Origin of the sequence: Chitinophaga nivalis, assembly GCF_025989125.1 — a bacterium.
GTDB classification, from domain to species: Bacteria; Bacteroidota; Bacteroidia; order Chitinophagales; family Chitinophagaceae; genus Chitinophaga; species Chitinophaga nivalis.
In genome coordinates, this window is the sequence record NZ_JAPDNR010000001.1 from 3,586,626 (window position 1) to 3,605,845 (window position 19,220).

General features: G+C 47.4%; 14 protein-coding genes. All 14 read left to right on the forward strand.

From position 1 onward, the window contains the following. Positions 1-3: 3 nt before the first annotated feature. The 14 genes from OL444_RS31945 to OL444_RS14560 all read left to right on the forward strand — a co-directional run bounded on the left by OL444_RS31945 (position 4) and on the right by OL444_RS14560 (position 19,158). A complete protein-coding gene (locus OL444_RS31945) occupies positions 4-759 on the forward strand; it encodes a (Fe-S)-binding protein (RefSeq protein WP_264732298.1) in 756 nt (251 codons plus the stop codon). Continuing rightward, positions 740-2,119, forward strand: a complete 1,380-nt coding sequence (locus OL444_RS14500) for a lactate utilization protein B (protein ID WP_264732296.1) — start codon at positions 740-742, stop codon at positions 2,117-2,119. Before OL444_RS31945 ends, OL444_RS14500 begins: the two co-directional genes overlap by 20 nt. Then, the gene (locus tag OL444_RS14505; protein WP_264732294.1) at positions 2,116-2,694 is read left to right on the forward strand and encodes a LutC/YkgG family protein; all 579 of its coding nucleotides are present in this window, start codon (positions 2,116-2,118) and stop codon (positions 2,692-2,694) included. Before OL444_RS14500 ends, OL444_RS14505 begins: the two co-directional genes overlap by 4 nt. 960 nt (positions 2,695-3,654) lie before the next feature. Beyond that, positions 3,655-5,559 (forward strand): polysaccharide biosynthesis protein, encoded by a 1,905-nt coding sequence (locus OL444_RS14510; protein WP_264732291.1) that lies wholly within the window; start codon positions 3,655-3,657, stop codon positions 5,557-5,559. A gap of 188 nt (positions 5,560-5,747) precedes the next feature. Then, positions 5,748-6,497 (forward strand): polysaccharide biosynthesis/export family protein, encoded by a 750-nt coding sequence (locus OL444_RS14515; RefSeq protein ID WP_264732289.1) that lies wholly within the window; start codon positions 5,748-5,750, stop codon positions 6,495-6,497. A gap of 20 nt (positions 6,498-6,517) precedes the next feature. After that, positions 6,518-8,917 carry a GumC family protein gene (locus OL444_RS14520; RefSeq protein WP_264732288.1) on the forward strand — a complete coding sequence of 800 codons (2,400 nt, stop codon included), beginning with the start codon at positions 6,518-6,520 and terminating at the stop codon, positions 8,915-8,917. Between the two features lie 77 nt (positions 8,918-8,994). Next, a complete protein-coding gene (locus OL444_RS14525) occupies positions 8,995-10,308 on the forward strand; it encodes a nucleotide sugar dehydrogenase (protein ID WP_264732287.1) in 1,314 nt (437 codons plus the stop codon). Between the two features lie 53 nt (positions 10,309-10,361). Next, positions 10,362-11,879, forward strand: a complete 1,518-nt coding sequence (locus OL444_RS14530; RefSeq protein WP_264732285.1) for an oligosaccharide flippase family protein — start codon at positions 10,362-10,364, stop codon at positions 11,877-11,879. Next, positions 11,879-12,973 carry a polysaccharide pyruvyl transferase family protein gene (locus OL444_RS14535; RefSeq protein ID WP_264732283.1) on the forward strand — a complete coding sequence of 365 codons (1,095 nt, stop codon included), beginning with the start codon at positions 11,879-11,881 and terminating at the stop codon, positions 12,971-12,973. Before OL444_RS14530 ends, OL444_RS14535 begins: the two co-directional genes overlap by 1 nt. A 4-nt stretch (positions 12,974-12,977) precedes the next feature. Beyond that, the gene (locus OL444_RS14540; protein WP_264732281.1) at positions 12,978-13,523 is read left to right on the forward strand and encodes a serine O-acetyltransferase; all 546 of its coding nucleotides are present in this window, start codon (positions 12,978-12,980) and stop codon (positions 13,521-13,523) included. A 2-nt stretch (positions 13,524-13,525) separates the two neighbouring features. Next, positions 13,526-14,674 (forward strand): glycosyltransferase family 4 protein, encoded by a 1,149-nt coding sequence (locus OL444_RS14545; RefSeq protein ID WP_264732280.1) that lies wholly within the window; start codon positions 13,526-13,528, stop codon positions 14,672-14,674. Positions 14,675-14,678: 4 nt separating this feature from the next. After that, positions 14,679-16,049 (forward strand): hypothetical protein, encoded by a 1,371-nt coding sequence (locus OL444_RS14550; protein WP_264732278.1) that lies wholly within the window; start codon positions 14,679-14,681, stop codon positions 16,047-16,049. 10 nt (positions 16,050-16,059) lie between these two features. Continuing rightward, complete coding sequence (locus OL444_RS14555; protein ID WP_264732276.1) at positions 16,060-18,177, forward strand: glycoside hydrolase domain-containing protein; 2,118 nt, start codon at positions 16,060-16,062, stop codon at positions 18,175-18,177. Positions 18,178-18,216: 39 nt separating this feature from the next. Continuing rightward, on the forward strand, positions 18,217-19,158 hold the full coding sequence (locus OL444_RS14560) for a hypothetical protein (RefSeq protein ID WP_264732274.1): 942 nt from the start codon (positions 18,217-18,219) through the stop codon (positions 19,156-19,158). Positions 19,159-19,220: the final 62 nt, after the last annotated feature.

Sequence of the window (19,220 nt, forward strand, 5' to 3'; positions counted from 1 at the left end):
CCCGTGAGAGTAGGATTATTTATTCCTTGTTATATTGATCAGTTTTATCCGCAGGTGGGTATTGCCACCCTGGAACTGCTGCAGAAGCTGGGCTGCGAGGTCGTGTATCCGCAGGGGCAGACCTGTTGCGGCCAGCCGATGGCCAACTCCGGATATGAACACCTGACACACGATTGCAACCAGCTGTTTACCAAAAACTTTGCGGACTTTGATTATATCGTAGGGCCATCCGGCAGCTGTGTACTGCATATCCGGGAGCATTTACACGATCCGGCTGCGGCTACCGCCGCTGCCGGTATACGGTCGCGGATATACGAATTAACGGAGTTCCTGACGGATGTACTGAAAGTAACCTCCCTGCCGGCCCGCTTTCCCTGTAAGGTAGGGTTGCACCAGAGTTGCCACGGCCAGCGGGGCCTGGGCCTGGCGCAGATGAGTGAGCTGGTGGCGCCGCCGTTTTCCAAGCCGGAACAGCTGCTGCAAATGGTGGAAGGAGTAGAGCTGGTAGCACTGGACCGGAAAGATGAATGCTGCGGTTTTGGCGGTACTTTCTGTGTGACAGAGGAAGCCGTTTCCGTGAAGATGGGAAAAGATCGTGTAGCCGATCACGTTAAACACGGTGCTACAGTAATAACCGGTACGGATGTCAGTTGCCTCATGCACCTCGAAGGTATACTGCGGCGGCAGCAGCAACCGGTTAAAGTAATGCACATTGCAGAAATCCTCAATCAAAACTTGCATGAACAGGCAAACAGCTGATCACGCCACCCTGGCGGAAAAGTTCAATGAAAATGAACCGCGGGTAAACTGGCACGATGAAACGTTATGGTGGGTAAGGGCGAAACGCGACCGCATGGCATGGACCCTGCCGGAGTGGGAACAGTTGCGTGCAGCCGCTTCGCAGATAAAATTAAATGTACTGGGTAATCTCCACAACTACCTGTTACAATTTGAGGAACAGGCCATACAAAATGGGGCTATCGTGCACTGGGCGGCCGATGCAGCGGAACATAACCGCATCGTAAATGACATATTACAGCAGCATGGGGTGAAGAAGATCGTGAAGAGTAAATCCATGCTTACGGAAGAATGTCACCTGAACCCTTACCTGGAAGCCAATGGTATTGAAGTAATAGATACAGACCTGGGAGAACGTATTGTACAACTGGCCAAAGAGCCACCCAGTCATATCGTATTGCCTTGTATTCATAAGAAGAAGGAAGAAATCGGAGCATTGTTCCATGAGCACCTGGGCACGCCAGCCGGTAACGCGGATCCGCAGTTGCTGACGCATGCCGCACGGCTGCATCTCCGGACGGCCTTCCTGGAATCGAAAGCAGCGATTACGGGGGTGAATTTCGCCGTAGCGGCTACCGGGGAGATGGTGGTGTGTACCAACGAAGGGAATGCTGATATGGGTGCGCACCTGGCAGATGTACATATTGCCTGTATGGGCATTGAAAAAATAATACCGCGCCGGGCACACCTGGGGGTGTTCCTGCGACTGCTGGCCAGGAGTGCCACGGGGCAACCGATTACTACTTATTCCAGTCATTTCCGGCAGCCCCGGAAAGGACAGGAGCTGCACATTGTAATTGTAGACAATGGCCGTTCGCGGCAGCTGGGGCGGGAAGATTTCCGGCATTCGCTGAAATGCATCCGCTGTGGGGCCTGTATGAATACCTGTCCGGTGTATCGTCGCAGCGGAGGGCATAGCTACCACACGGCGGTAGCGGGGCCTATTGGTGCTATTCTGGCGCCTAACCTGGATATGAAGCAGTATGCAGACCTGCCTTTCGCCTCCACGCTATGCGGGTCCTGTTCCAATGTATGCCCGGTGAAAATTGATATTCACCAGCAGTTATATAAATGGCGGCAGGTATTGGTGCAGGAAGGACATACTACCACGGCAAAAACAGCAGGTATGCAGGCCATGCGTGCCGTGTTGTCGGGGCCACGTAAATTCCGGGCCGCCGGTAAAATAGGCCGTTGGGTGATGCGGGCATTTCCGGGTATGGTCAATAACCGGATGAACCCCTGGTATAAGCAGCGGGATATGCCTGCGCCGCCGGCACAGTCTTTTTCTGAATGGTATGCAAAAAATAAACAGTCAACATGAGCAGCAGGGAAAAAATATTAGCCGCCATTAAAAGTAATCAACCGGAAGCTGCCGCGTTGCCGGAGCTGACCGGGTTGGCCGGTAATATGCCGGATACATTGGCCGCTTTCGGAAAGGTGTTGGAAAGCCTGGGCGGGCGGCTTTTTGAAATTACGGATAGCCGGGAGATACCAGCATTGCTGGCCACGCACTATCCGGCGTTGCAACGTATAGTTACGGCTGCGGAGCCGGATGCCTGGGTAACAGCAGATCCGCACGAACTGGAGGATGTAGACATGGCGATTATACCCGGTCAATGGGGGATCGCGGAGAATGGAGCGATATGGGTAACGGAAGCCGATATCCGGGTGCGGGTATTACCGTTTATTTGTCAGCACCTGGCAATTGTATTACCGAAGGAACGTATCCTGGCAACGATGCATGATGCCTATGCAAAAATTGGAGGGCCTTCTTCCGGTTTTGGGGTGTTTATAGCAGGGCCGTCGAAGACTGCAGATATAGAGCAGTCGTTGGTGCTCGGTGCACATGGCGCCAGGAGCCTGGTGGTGTTTGTTACGACCGGGGAACAACCGTAATGCGGAGCGGCTGTAATGCAGTGGTGAGGCGATTTAGCAGCACCCTTGGCTGTTAACGTAGATTCGTTGAAGTTAGTCTTCTTTTTATGACCAGTATTGACCGGTATGGCAGTGATAAAAACTGCGATACCGGTATTTCCTCTCCTCCTTGCTGGTGCTGGATTTCCCTATAGAGATCATATACTTATCAGATCTTCTTTTTTGTTATTTTTTAAAAAATCTACTCATTTAATAAATACTTCACTAACTTTACTGCCGTCGACTGATGTTTTAGTGAAACTTGGTATAGAGTTTGTTCAATATCGACCGTTGAAATATGCGAACGGAGATTTTAACCATTTAGAGAATTTTATTTAGAGAATTTAGTTAACCAGAAAAAGATAAATTTGAAGAACCATGTATCATCGTAAGAGTAATTTAAAAATACCTGTCGGTGTAAAAGCCGAAAGGGGAAATGCACTAACGCAGCAGCACCGGAACGTCAATATCGCAGTGAGATTATCACCTGCATCCTGTTTGAGCAATTGTTGTTGCTGATCCTGTAATTTTTTCGTTTGTCCACAGTAGTTATATAGCTGAGATGTCTGGCCAATAGTGATGTATGCTATAAAATGAAAGTGGGGTATCTGATTTTCATAACCGTTTATTAATATACGGTTCGGACATGCTGTGAAGAGATCATGCAAAGGTGCAGGTAAGCGTCATAAAATTTTGGAACTGTTTACTTTTTGATAACAGAACTTATTATTTTTAATGTTTACTTTGTATTAACTTTGAAAACCGTAAGGAGTGCAAACCAAATTGTTTCCGATCTGATTATATAATAATAGCGAGACTTATGAAAACCAAGTGACAGCGCAATTATTATTGAACGGAAATAGACATTATATATTATATCATATCTTATTATTGAAACCTATGGTGCGTAGATCATCATGGATTACCCCGTCATGGCTGATTTTGCTGCTAGACTTAGGGTGCTCCATTATCGCTATCAATCTGGCCTTTCTGCTTAGGCTGAATTTTGATATAGAGGCCATTACGCCTTACCCGCTGGAAAAAATTGCACTGATCGTGTTGACGGTTAACCTGGTGTTGTCCGTATTGCTGCATTCTTACCGCGGAATTGTAAGGTTTACCAGTTTTGCCGACATTGGACGTATAGCCTGCCTCAATATTATTGCCAGCGCCCTGCTGCTGTCTATCGGCTATGGCAGTGTATGGGCCCTGAATGCTGAAACCAATCTGTTTCCGCTTTCCATTATCCTCATCAACTTTTTTATTGCCTCCTTTTTACTGTTATCCTATCGCCTGGTGGTGAAATGGACTTTCAAGTACTACAACAATTTCCGCGCAGTAAGTAACACCCGCGCCGCCATTTATCATACCGGACACTCCAGCCGCATGCTCAGTAAGGCTATCAGCGATGATCCGAAATCTACCATCCGTATAGTAGGTTTCCTGGCCGATACAAAATCCCATGCAGGCAAATCTATTGAAGGCCTGCCGGTATATGCCTATCGTAAAGGACAGCTGTATAAAATGGTAAAAGAAGGCCGCATCTCTCTGCTGCTGATACCAGACGATTATATGGATGCTGCCCATCTCAATGAACTGGTAGAAGAATGTATGGCCTTAAACATCCGGGTACAGAAAATCGTTCCCGTGAATCAATGGACAGATGGTACACATAATAAAATGGTTCAGTTGAAAGACATTAATATCGAAGATCTCCTGGAAAGATCTGTTATCGACATCCGCAACCAGCAGCTCATTGAAGAGATCCGTGGCAAGAGCGTACTGGTGACCGGCGCTGCCGGCTCCATCGGCAGTGAAATTGTACGGCAGCTGGTGAAGTATGAACCTACTGTAATCGTATTGTGCGACAAGGCAGAATCACCCCTGCATGAACTGGAACTGGAGATCACGGAAAAGTACAGTGGCGTCTCTATCATTCCCTACATCGGTAGCGTATGCGATCATGTACGTATGCAACAACTGTTTGAAGTATATGCGCCTGCCATTGTATATCATGCAGCCGCCTACAAACATGTACCGATGATGGAAAAAAATCCTTCCATCGCGGTCATGAACAACGTGCAGGGTACCAAAATCATGGCAGAACTTTCGGCCGAATTTGGCGTGGAAAAGTTTGTCATGGTATCTACGGATAAAGCCGTAAACCCTACCAATGTAATGGGCGCTTCCAAACGCATTGCTGAAATCTTTTCTCAGTCCTATAACGACTACCTCAACGACCAATATAAAAAACTGGGTCCGGTGTATGGCGCGCCTCCACCGACCCGCTTTATCACCACCCGTTTTGGCAACGTACTCGGTTCCAACGGTTCCGTAATACCCCGCTTTAAACAACAACTGGAAAAAGGTGGTCCGCTGACGGTTACCCACCCCGAAATTACCCGTTACTTCATGACCATCCCGGAAGCCTGCCAGCTCGTACTGGAAGCCGGCGCGATGGGCCAGGGCGGGGAAATATTCGTGTTTGATATGGGACAGCCCATGAAGATAGCAGAGCTGGCACGTAAAATGATCCGCATGGTAGGCAAGGAGCCAGGGAAAGATATTCATATCGTATACACTGGTTTACGCCCCGGAGAAAAATTATACGAAGAACTGTTGAATAATTCTGAAAACACGCTGCCGACTTACAATGATAAAATCATGATCGCTCAGGTACGCAGTTACGACTTTATGGAGGTAAACGACAAAGTAAACCAACTGATAGAGTCTGCCAGAAAACATTATATCACACCAACAGTAGCCCGGATGAAACAACTGGTGCCTGAATTCATCAGTAAAAATTCGGCTTACGAAGAACTGGATAAGGATAAAATAGCCATGTAGGCTAATCGCTGCAACAACTGGCAACACCGGGCTGAAAGGATTTTCCTTTATCCGGTGAACGGGTATCCCATGATTTTATTTCAAACAATCAGCTATAAACTATAATCAAGTCATTAAACATGTGTGAGCGATTTATCAGAAATTTTAAACTCTTATTTTTTGTTTGCGGAGCGATCATATGTATCAACATGTCTTCCTGCTCTACTTCTAAAAACATCACTTATTTTAAAGACGTACCGGATACCGTTAAATTAAGAGAAATCACACAGGCAGCCTATTATACACCTGTGATTCAGGTAGATGATATCCTGCAGGTAAATATACAGACACTGGATCCTGCTGCTTCCGCCCTGCTGAATCAGCAAGGTGGCAGCTCCTGGCCCGTAAACGGCAGCGGCCCGGCAACACCGGCCGCCGCAGGTGTAACGGGGTACCTCGTAGATAAAGATGGGAATGTGGTATTACCCGTTATCGGTAAAATACCCGTGAAAGGAAAAACAACAGATGTGGTGAGAGATGAAATAACTGCCAAAGCAGCACAGTACTATAGAGATCCTGTAGTCACTGTGCGGTTCAGCAATTTCAAAATTACCGTATTGGGGGAAGTCGCCAAGCCTTCCACCTATATCATGCCCAATGAGAAAGTAACCCTGCTGGATGCGATCGGCGTGGCAGGTGACCTGACCATCTACGGCAAACGGGAAAATGTATTACTGATCCGGGACAAGGAAGGAAAAAAAGAATTTGTCAGATTTAACCTGAATGAAAGTAACCTGTTTACTTCTCCCTACTTCTACTTACGTCAGGGAGATGTTGTATATGTGGAACCTGCCAAATCCAAAGTGGCCAACACAGATATGGCACAGGTAAAACGGATTTCAATAATAGCCTCGGCCTTATCGCTTTTGATTGTATTGGTATCAAGAGTTAATTTTTAAAATTTACAATACCAGCGCATATGCCAGAGTATATTTTTACAAAGAATGCGACTCATCTGAATGGAAACGGAATGCATGATCATAAGCCAGAAACGGTTACCGTTGGCGGCACCACCACGCCCAACTATATCCTCGACCGTTTTATCAGTAACTGGTACCTGTTCCTGATCTTCGTAATTGCAGGCGTTTTTACGGCATGGTTATATTTAAGATATACCACGCCCGTCTATAAAGTAAACGCCAAGATTCTCGTAAAGGATGATCAGAAAGGGGGCGATATTCCCGGTCAGGAAATACTGCAGCAACTGGAAGTGTTTTCCAATAAGAGCAGTGTAGACAATGAAGTGGAAATACTAAAGTCCCGCACCTTAATGGAAAAAGTGGTGCGTAACCTGCAACTGTATACCACCATTTTTGTGGAAGGACGCATCAAGGAAACCGAACAATTCGGTAACCTGCCTTTTGCTGTACAATGGATCTACCTGAAAGATTCCCTCAACAGGGCAACATATACCTTTGAACCTGCCGGCACGGAACAATTCCGGGTTTCCGGCGCCAAGGTGTCTAAAACCGCTGCCTGGAATGATACGGTAAGCCTGCCGGAAGGCCTCGTGAAATTTACAAAAACAGGACTGCCTTTCAGCAAACCAGCCTATCTCATCAAAATTGCCGCCGTAGATGAAACCGTGGCCAACTACCAGAAACTGGTGGATGTACGCATTCCGAACAAACAGGTAAGTACCATCGATCTCAGCTTGTCGGCCAAAATACCAGAGAAAGGAGAACAGGTGCTCAACGACCTGCTGGATACCTACCTGCGTGCCAGCGTAGAAGACCGCAACCGTATTGCCGACAGCACCATCGCCTTCATCGATAACCGCCTCGTGATCGTTACGCAGGAATTATCCGGCGTGGAAAAAAATATCCAGCAGTTCAAACAACAGAATGAACTGGCTGATCTGGAATCACAGTCTAAACTGCTGATTGAAGGTACCGGCGATTCCAAAAAACGACTGATGGAGCAACAGGTACAACTGAATGTGGTACAGTCGCTCGAAGAATATATCCGCGATGCGGAAAACAGCAAACGGGTAGTGCCTTCCTCGCTGCTGGTGCAAGACCCTACGTTCGTTGGGCTGGTGCAGAAATATAATACCCTGCAACTGGAACGGGAACGCCTGCTGTTATCCAGCACCCTGAGCAATCCGGTGGTCGTAAACCTGGATCAGCAACTGGCTGGTATCCGCAATGACCTGGTCAGCAACCTGGCTTCTCTCAAAAGAGGCGTACAGATCGGCATCAGTGAGCTGCAACGTAATGCCAGCTCCCTCAATCAGAAGATCAGGGAAGTACCCGGCAAGGAAAGGGTATTCCTGGATATCTCGCGCCAGCAGGCCATCAAACAGGAACTGTACCTGTTTCTGCTGAAAAAGCGGGAAGAATCTGCCATCAGCAAATCGTCCAATCTGGCGATTGCCCGCATCATTGATGCCGGTAAAAGCGATGCGAAACCCTTTTCTCCGAAACGTTCCCTCATCCTGTTACTGGGCCTGATACTGGGCATTGCTTTCCCGGCTTCCTGGCTGTACCTGCGGGAACTGCTGAGCAAACGCGTACTGAACAAGTTTGACATCACCAATAATAATCCGGTACCCGTACTGGGAGAAATCGGCCATAGTGCAGATAACCTCCTCATCACCCAAACGGATGCACGTAATGTAGTAGCGGAACAGTTCCGGGCACTGAGAACCAATTTGCAGTTTGTGCTGTCCGATAGCGGCAGTAAGGTGATTATCACCACTTCCAGCATGAGTGGGGAAGGAAAGTCTTTCGTAGCTACCAACCTGGCAGCTATCCTGGCGTTGTCCGGCAAAAAGGTAGTACTGATGGAGCTGGATCTGAGAAAGCCTAAGATCTCTGATAAACTGGGGCTTGCCAACCACGAAGGGTTTAGCACCTACGCCATCGGCAAAACCTCCATCGACGCACTGATCAAACCTTCCGGCATACACGAAAACTGCTGGCTGATCAGCTCCGGACCTATACCGCCGAATCCGACCGAACTGTTTTTACTCGAACGCACAGCCACCCTGTTCCATGAACTGAACAGCCGTTTCGATTATATCATTATTGATACGGCGCCTATCGGACTGGTAACAGATGCCCAGGTGCTGGCCCGTTTTGCGGATGCAACCCTGTACCTCGTACGTCAGGGCGTTACGTTCAAACAACAGCTGCAGCTGCCGAAAGAACTGTACCTGCAGCGGAAACTGCCTAAAATGAACATCGTAATCAATGATGTGAATACCAAAGGCGGTTATGGTTACGGCTACGGATATGGCTATGGTTACGGTTATAATGAACCCAAACGCAAAAGTGTATTACCCGGCCTGAAAAAAAGAGCGCTTACCCGTCAATAAAACAACTGTCAGATAAGCCAACAACAAACATCTCTGTATTATTAAAAATATCAGTAAAAAGAAAGATCATTTGATTTATGACTAAAATCAGTACCAGCGTAGAGAATATCCATATTGCAGTTATCGGATTGGGTTATGTAGGCCTGCCACTGGCCGTAGAGTTTGGAAAAAAATATGACGTACTCGGATTTGATATCAACAAAGAACGGGTAAAAGAACTGGCAGGAGGAACAGACCGTACAAAAGAAGCCAGCCTGGAAGATCTGGCCCATGTCATCAAGCTGAAAGCAGAAAATAAATCAGGTAAAGGACTGGGTTTTTCTCATCAGACAGAAGACCTGAAAAAATATAATGTATTCATCGTAACCGTACCTACCCCCATTGATACGTTCAAGGCGCCGGACCTGCGTCCGTTGCTGAAAGCATCCGAGATGCTGGGTGGCGTACTGAAAAAAGGAGATATCGTGATCTACGAATCTACGGTATATCCGGGTTGTACGGAAGAAGACTGTGTACCGGTATTGGAAAAATCATCCGGACTGCGGTTTAACAAAGACTTTTTTGTGGGCTATTCTCCGGAACGTATCAACCCCGGTGATAAAGTAAATACCCTGACTAAAATCCGGAAAGTAACCAGTGGTTCTACGCCGGAGATAGCTGATAAAGTGGATGCGTTGTATGGTTCCATTATTGAAGCAGGTACGCACAAAGCGCCCAGCCTGAAAGTAGCGGAAGCTTCCAAGGCCATTGAAAATGCCCAGCGGGATGTGAACATTTCATTTGTAAATGAACTGGCACTGATTTTTGACCGCATCGGTATTGATACGCAGGATGTCATTGAAGCTGCAGGCACAAAATGGAACTTTCTGAAATACAAACCAGGATTGGTAGGTGGTCACTGCATCGGTGTAGACCCTTACTACCTGGCACACAAAGCAGAGTCGCTGGGATATCATCCGCAGGTAATCTTATCCGGCCGTCGGGTCAATGATCATATCGGTCATTTTGTGGCCAATAAGGTGGTAAAACTGATGATTGCGAAAGACCACAAAATCAAAGGTTCCCGTACCCTCATCATGGGCATCACCTTCAAGGAAAACTGTCCGGATGTACGTAATACCCGGGTGGTCGATATCTACCATGAGCTGACCCAGTTTGGGCTGGAAGTAGATATCTATGATCCATGGGCAGATCCGCACGAAGTGAAAGAAGAGTATGGCGTGGATATCATCAACAGCCTCGATAAAGGCGGGGTGTATGATGCCATTGTCGTGGCCGTGGCGCACAATGAGTTCCTGAATTTTGATTACCAGAAATATAAGCGTAACAACGGTGTCATCTTCGATACAAAAGCATGCCTCGACCGGAACCTGGTAGATGGCAGGTTATAGCAAACGATAGTAAAACACGATGACCGTATTTTTTATTAACTCAGATTTGATTGATGTCAAGGAAAGGGATTAGCTATGAAATGTCGCTGAACTTAGGGACTAATTTTCTGGCGTTGCTGTTAAATATTTTATTGGGACTGGTGGTAGTGCCTTTCTACATTTCCAAGATAGGCGTAGATGGATATGGTTTAATAGCATTGGCCACTTCTTTCAGTTCCTACCTGTCTATTATTACGATTGCCATCGACGCTGCTGTAGGCAGGAATTTTACCCTGGCGATGCGGAAAGAAGACCACCAGTCGTCCAGTGCCATTTATTCATCTTCCATCATTGCGGCCAGCGTGCTGATTCTGGGGCTGCTGCCGCTCATTGGTTATTTTTTATACCGGATAGATGATTTTATCAGTTATCAGGGCTATACGGTACCAGAGATCAGATGGGTGTTTTTATCGATCATCACCTCTTTTATACTCACGTTTATCAGAGGACTTTTTCTGGTGCCGGCATTTGCTTCCAATAAGATTTATATACAGCGCATTATTGCGATCCTGGATATTGTAGTAAGAACGGCGCTGATATTTTTATTACTGAATGCATCTGTACAACTGGGCATGATCGGATGGGCTTTTTTTGCGGCCTCTTTGTTATCCTTTGTGGTGGCCCTGGTGTGGATCTGGCGTAAGTTCCCTTTCCTGAAACTGAAAGCGGCGCATTACGATAAAAGTATTGTACAGTATGTGGCCTCCATGAGTTTCTGGCTCATCATTAACCAGATCGGGACGCTGCTGTTCATCAATATTGATATCATCCTGCTGAACTATTATTATGGCGCCACCGCCACAGGAGAGTTCAGCACGGTAGCCCAGTGGCACACGTTGTTACGGGCATTTGCAGGCGTTTTTGTGGCCATCTTCACGCCGGTGGTATACAAGTATTACGCGGATAATGATTTCAGCAACCTGCTGAAATTCTCGCGTTATACCGTGGTGGCGATGGGCGTTGTGCTGGCTATACCCATCGGGATTATCGTCGGCTATGCCGATATCATCCTGCGGTTGTGGGTAGGAGAGCAGTTTGTACGTTTTTATCCGTTGATGATATTGCTGACCGGACATTTGATTTTTAACCTGTCCGTGTTACCGATATTATCCATCAACTCCGTATACAACAAGGTAAAGATCCCCGGGATTACTTCTTTCCTGTGTGGTATTCTGAACCTGGTATTAGGGGTACTGATCATCCGCTTTTTTGATCTGGGTATCTATAGTGTGGCCATTGCGTCGGCGGTGTTGCTGACATTGAAAAACCTGGTGTTTTCACCCACCTACGCGGCCCGGATACTGAATCAGTCCAACTGGTTTTATTATCCCAGTATTTTACGCGGATGTGCACTCTTTGTATGGGTATTACTGGTGTCCTGGTGTTGCCGGCATCTGCAAACGCCGGGCTCCTGGGCAGGATTGTTTGTATCGGCTGTTATCATTGGTGGTTGCAGCATACCGTTTGCCTGGTTTGTGACCCTGAATAAAGAACAAAGAGTATTAATCGGAAAAATTATAAGAAGAAGGTAATGAAAAAGGCGCTAATTATTAATGAAGGTTTCTCCAATAACCTGGGAGATCAGGCTATACGTGAGAGTATGACCAGCCTGTTACAGGACAGCGGCTTTGTTACCGACTTTGCCTATTTCACCAACCCGGGTGTGCCGGGTTTACCGGCCTATCAATACCTGGATACTGCCGTAGGAGATAAAGTAGAACAGCCTTTGTCCTATCGTACAAAGGCCAGATTGAAACTGGCATTTTTTTACTGGATGGGCATCAACTATCGCCACATCCGGCAGAAACTGAAAAAACATCGTTACGATATCGTGGTAATAGGAGGCGGTCAATTGCTGGAATCATCCGGCAAAGACTATCCCAGCCGCTTTGCTATTGCTTTATATTGGTGGACGCTGCTCATCAAAACCATGACGAAAGCACGCATTTATGTCATTGGGGTAGGAGTGGGTACCACCTTTAACAAAAAGGAAAATTATCTTTTTGGGAAAGCCCTTTCCAGGGTTGATTTTATTTGGGTCCGGGATGAATTTTCCCGCAGCAGTTTGTATGAAAAGTTCAAACACCGTGCTGTGGTGACACCGGACGTCGCTTTTTATAATGGCCGCAATCATACCCCGGCAGCTGCCAGTGCAGGGAAAGCCCTCATTGGTATTACCTGCTACCGGGAAGTATTTGCGAAGTACAATAAATCGTCTAAGTCCAGAGAGGATTATTATGAAGAATGGTTCCTGCAGGTACAACGGTATCTGAACAGGAAGCTGCCCGTGGAACTTTTTTATACCACTATTACAGATGCGGCGGAAACAATCGCTTTCCGCGATTATGTGAAAAGTAAACACCGGATCACTTTACCCGTGGCCCGGCTGGCATCTGTAGAAGATCTCAAAAAGTTATACGTGTCGGCTTCCGACGTTTATTCCGGCAGGATGCATGCCTTGATACTGGCGATGAAACACAGGTGTACTGTGAAAGCCTACCTGATCTCACAGAAATTAAAATCCTTTCAGGAGGAGTATATCGATTCCGGGAAACCCGTGAGCGAATACAGCGAAGAGATCAGCGGTACTTTCAATAAGCTGCTACGCGATCAAATAAAATTATAGTGCAATGAAAAGCTGGGACTTTATCAAATCGGATCTGCACCGCTACCACGGAAGAACCGATAGGGGGAGTTTACTGAGATCATTCTGGTTGATCGAAGGATTCCGCTATATGTTTTTCCTGAGACTGTGTGCCGGTGCTAACCGTTTTTCCAGGGTGTTTTATCGGGTATTGCTACGGCATTATTCCTATAAATACGGATTTCAGATACCTTTTACGACCCGTATCGGGAAAGGTTTTTATATAGGCCACTTCGGCAACATTGTTATCAACGGCAATGCCCGTATAGGCGATAACGTGAATATCTCCCCGGGAGTGGTGATTGGCCAGGTGAGCCGGGGACGTACCCAGGGCGTACCAACTATCGGTAACCGGGTATGGATAGGCTCCAATGCCATTATAGTGGGCAACATTAACATCGGCGACGATGTATTGATAGCCCCGGGTGCTTATGTCACCACGGATGTACCGGCCGGGTCGCTGGTGAAGGGTAATCCTGCTGTGATCACAGTAGGAAAAGGAGTAGAAGGATATATATGTAATGCATCTTGACTATGAAAAATGTACTGATATTATCTTATGAATTTCCTCCTATCATTGGAGGAGCTGGTGTATACGCACATGACCTGGCGATCGGGCTCGTGAAAAACGGGCACCGGGTAAGCCTGCTTACGTACCGTTCGCCGGAGAACACCGATTTCCTGAAGCGTTTCGCACAGCAATACCAGGTAACTTGTTATACTATCCCCAATCAGAAATACCTGCATTTTTACCTCTTCTTCCGGCAGTTAAAGAAGCTGGTAAAACAGCAACATTATGATACCATTATCTTCAGCGATGCCCGCTCCAAAAAGATGGGTACCTTCTTCCAGGCATCATTGAAGCAACTGCTCAGTCGCTCTGTATCTATATTTCATGGCGGAGAACAAAACAGTTTCTTTGATAAACCTTCTTTTCTGCTCCGCACCTTCGGCATGAAGGATAAGATGCTGCAGTTTTTTATGCAGCAGAAAAAAATTGTGGTAGTGAGCCGGGCAGAACATGAAATGTGGAACAAAACTTCCCTGAAAGAAAAACTGCACCTGATCACCCATGGTATCGATACCGATATTTTTCACCGGCGCAACCCCGCTGAAATTGATGCCATCAAAAAACGACTGGGCATCAGCAGTACCCGGCCTATCCTCCTTAGTGCTTCCCGCCTCATCAAACAAAAAGGACAGGAGGTTGTCGTAGAAGGATTGCCGGAAATGGTGAAGGCGCTGCCGGATCTGCTTTATATCATTGTAGGCGGTGGCCCGCATCAGGAAGTGCTGGAAGCCATGGTGAACGAACGGGGGCTGCAGAAAAATGTATTGTTTGCCGGCGGTGTAGACAGAACGGTATTATCAGAATACCTCGCTATCTGCGACCTGTTTGTATTACCCAGCCAGTTTTATGAATCATTCGGATTGGTATACCTCGAAGCAGCCGCCTGTGGTAAAACGGCGATTGCCGGTAACCGGGGCGGTACCAATGAAGCGATCGTAGACCAGGTAACCGGTTTTCTCGTAAACCCGGTATCCAAAGATGAAATTATAGATAAGGTATTACAGGTGTTACAGGATGAACAGCTGCGGCAAAACCTGCAGACCAGTGCCTTTAACAGAACGGTGGAGGAATTCTCCAACGTCAGGATGGCAGAAAAATTAATCAATATCTGAGTGGATGAAGTCTAAAAGTGTCAATATTAATTTACTGTTCCTGCTGAATTTTATATTCGCTTGTACCGCAGGCCTGCTCTCTATGAGCCTGACGACTTTCCTGCTGGCAGCTTTGCTGACAGGAGGCGGATTACTATGGATTAATGTACTGTTTAAAGATAAAACCCAACGACAGTATGCCGGTATCCTGTACCTGGTATTTTTCCTGGTATATGGCTGTTTTATGTTGATCACCAATCAGACTTATGTACAGGACCCGTTCAAGGATATTTTCTATGCCAAGGATTCGGTGCTCTTCTATACGTACATCGATAAAATTGCCGGTATGAACAGCATATCTGAAATCGGTAATTATTATAAAGATGATTTTTTTGCGGGCGACTGGAAAGGCTTCGCCTATCTCTCCAGTGTGCTGGGCTTCTGGGCCAAAGGTATCGATACCAATAACCTCATCCTGCAGAAACTGCAGATCGTATTTTGTTCTGCCTTTATCCTGGTGATCCTGTTCAAGATCTTATCACACTATATCGTAAATGAGATCAGTGTGCAACTGACCGTGATCTATGCGTTGTTATCCTATAATTTTTTCTTCTCGGCAGTATATCTGAGAGATGTGCATATCGGTCTGTTGTTTGGATTATACGCGTTATTACTGATTTTCAGGAAAGGCTTCTGGGGCATCCTGTACGGTATCCTGCTGACGGTATTGATTTATTTGTTCCGGCCGGAGCATGGGTATTTCTCGGTAACATTCCTGCTGGCCTACGTATACCTGTTTGTAACAGATAAAAACAATGTAACGGCCAATAAATTCAAAATACCCATTCTGGTGTTGCTGACGTTGCCGGCATTGACGCAGATCGTGGTGTTGCAACAAGGGTTCAATACCATCCAAAGCACCAGTGAAAACTACTATGATTCTTCCATGTCCAACGCAGGACTGGGTTCTTTCGGCAGTATGCTGCTCAAGCTCCCTTTCGGCGTACGGCATGTGGCTGTGGGTTTATTCTCCCAGACCTTGCCATTCCCTTTTTATGCGGTGCTGGAAGAGAATCCGTTTTTTATTTTCTGGGCATTGGCGGCGCTGTTCTGGTTTGTGGTGTGGGTGGTGCTTATTTATACCTCCGCTTTCAAACCACGCAATCCTTTTTTCCAGATCAAGGAATTAAGGGTATTGTTCCTGATTGCTGTGCTGCTGATTCTGGGAGCCAGCTCCAATGCAGATACCAGAAGGATTATGGCCGTTTATCCGGTGATATATGTCATTTTTTGCGGCGGAATTTTATCGTTACCCAAACTGAAAAGGAAGCAGCTCATTGGCGCTTCCTTACTGGGATATTTCGGATTGGTATTTATTTATGCTTTCATCAAGTAAAATCAACACGATGACGAATTATCTGAATATTAGATATTGCCTGAACAGCACCTTGCTGGGCTGTTGCCTGTTGCTGGGAATCATGTCTCCCACCCGGGCGCAGCGTGCGGTGACGGGGCTCGATATAAAAGTAACGCCGGACCCCAACTATTCGCTGACGAAAGACCAGAGCAAGCTATCCTCGCTCACCGATGGTAAATACACTACCGGCCCTTCTTTCTGGAAAGATCCGGGTACACTGGGCTGGCAGAATGCAGACAAGATTACGTTTAACATCGCGCTGGACCGTTCGTTGCCGGTAGCGCAGATTAACCTGAACACCGTAACCGGTCAGAAAGCCCAGGTAAACCTGCCGCTGAATGTGCTGGCTTTTGTCAGCAACAACCAGCAGGACTGGCAATTTGTGGGTGACCTGATGGAACAGCAGCCGGTGAAAAATGATTATTACCGTATCACCCCGGTGTCGTTGAAAAACATCGGACAATCGGCCCGTTATATCAAGCTGGTAGTAGTACCGGATGGCAGTTATTTCTTTACAGATGAAATACAGGTATTAACGGGGCAGGGGAGTGCTAACCGTGCGGCGGCATCCGGCAAACAATATACGGAAGCCTCGTTGCCGGCCATGGTGAAATCCAGCCGGGAAGCGGCTATCAACAAACGTTTTTCAGGGGCCGATCAGAAAAGTCTGCCGATGGCAGCAGCCAGTAGTACGATGGCGGCCAAAAGTACCGGCAGTGGGGGCATTAACCTGACACCCCTGTCATCTGCCTTTGGAGAAGCACTGACACCCGGTGAAGAAAGCACCCATATTACTACCCTCAAAGGATTAACGGAATATGCCGCTTTTGTGGTGGCCAATAACAGCGCAACGGAAAAAAATATTCAGCTCGACGGCGAAGGGGCCGGTGTTAGCAGCCAGTTGTATTGGGCGAAGCCGGTGAAAAGCCGCGACTTTAAAGTAGTACCCGATGCGCTCACCACAATCAAAGAGGGTAGTTCCCTCTCTTTAAAAGGAAATGAGTCCCGCTTGTTGCTGGTGAAAATAACCGGTAAACAGGCCGGCAGTTTCAAATATACCTTACAGGCGAAAGATGGCAGTGCTACTGTCAGCAAACCAGTGACCATACAGGTGCTGGACAATGCGTTGTCTGCCTTGCAGGGCGGGCGCCCGGACATCAATGTATGGGCATACCTGAACGAGCCGTTGCTGAAAGGAAAAGAAGAAAGTGCGCGGCAGGATTTATTGCAGCATTATGTAAACACGTTTGTATTCCATCCGGGAATATTGTTGCCGAATATACCGGTAGCAGATAATAAGAAACTGGCCGCCATGCTGCCTTATGTAAAAGGGTTCAGCAAGGTATTGCTGTTCCTGGATTTTTCTGCACCTGTAGCCCGGCAACAGGCTTCTTTTATGGATGCTTCCTGGAAACAGGCGTTCCTGAAATGGTATGATGACATGCTCGTGGCATTGAAAAGTCAGGGTATCGCTTCCGACAACGTATATCTGTATCCGTTTGATGAAGTGAAAGCTGGTCAGGTAGCTGCGTTGAACAATTTTTCCACCTGGATAAAATCCGCCAGGAAAGAAGCGCGCCTTTTTGCCACTGTATCCAACCCGCCGGTATATGAAGGCGTCATTGGTCAGCTGAACGCCTGCCAGTTATTTTATAATGATAATGTATTGCGGGAGTACCGAAAAAATAAACCATCCGCCTGTCAGGTATGGATGTATGATACCAAGAAACCAACGAAGTCGCTGTCGCCGTATAGCTATTACCGTTTGATGGGCTGGAAGGCATTTGCTGCCGGTACTACCGGATTCGGTTTCTGGCAGTACGCCGATATCGGTCATGGCAAAGAAACGGGATCAGTATGGGACGACTTCGACGGCAGTTCGGCCGATTTCGCGGTGGTCTACGACGAGGGTAACCGCATCATCCCCAGCCGCCGCTGGGAGGCTTTCCGGGCTGGTGTGGAAGATTATATGCTGCTGGCAGCCTATGCAAAGAAAAACGGGCAACAGGCGGCTGCTGCACTTTGTGCAGACGTATTGCGGAATACCAATGACCCTGTGGCGGCTGCGGCAGCCCGGGAAAAGATGATCAAAACATTCAACAGGTAAGTAATGATGGGAACACCGAAACTTTTGATATTAGCCACCATGCCACCGCCGATCGGTGGCGTAACGATTCATATTCAGCGCTTAAAGCAATACCTGGATCATCATGGCTATGCCTATTCCTTTGTGGATATCAGAAGAACCGGTAAAGGAGCCCTGTGGCAACAGATACGACGGCACCGGTATATTCATTTTCATATATACAGCCCCGTAGTACGGCTGGCTGCTGTGGTGCTGGGCCGGTTACTGGGTAAAAAGATGCTCTTTACCCTGCACGGCAATCTGGGACGTCATAACTTCTGGAAAAACCAGCTGGACAAACTGGCCTTCCGGATGGCGTATATGCCGATTGTATTGAATGAGCAAAGCATGGAGCAGGGGCGCCGCCTGAATGCCCGGACCTGCCTGGCTCCGGCTTTTATTCCGCCGCAGCAGGAAGAACACCTGTCGCCGGAATTGCAACACCGCATTCAGCAATGGAAAGCATCCTGCCGGTTAGTGTGTGCTACCAATGCATCTAACTACACGGTAGACAAGGAAGGTCGGGAAACCTATCAGATTTCTTTGTTAATAAAGATCTTTCAGCAGCTGCCGCAGGCAGGACTGATTATCTCCGACCCCTCCGGCAATTATAAAAAGTTCCTGCAGCAAACCGGGTGTACCATGACGCCCAACATCCTGCTGATCAGTGAAGCGCATAGTTTTTATGAGATCCTGAAAGGGTCGGATGTGTTGTTACGGATTACCACTACAGATGGCGATTCATTGTCTGTGAAAGAAGCGTTGTACCTGCACAAACAGGTACTGGCAACAGATGTGATCAGCCGGCCGGCGGGGGTAACACTGGTGCCGTTGCAGGAAGAGAAAATCAGGACAGCCATACAGGCGCTGCAACCCACGGGTAACAGGGTGCATGCGCATGATATCAAACATGGAGGAGAAGCGATGTTGCGTTTGTATGAAAAATTAGCCGTAGAAGCCTGACCGTAGTCGTCAGCGCATACCTTTTGTTTGGAAGGCCCGTTGCAGCATACAAAAGAGGAAAT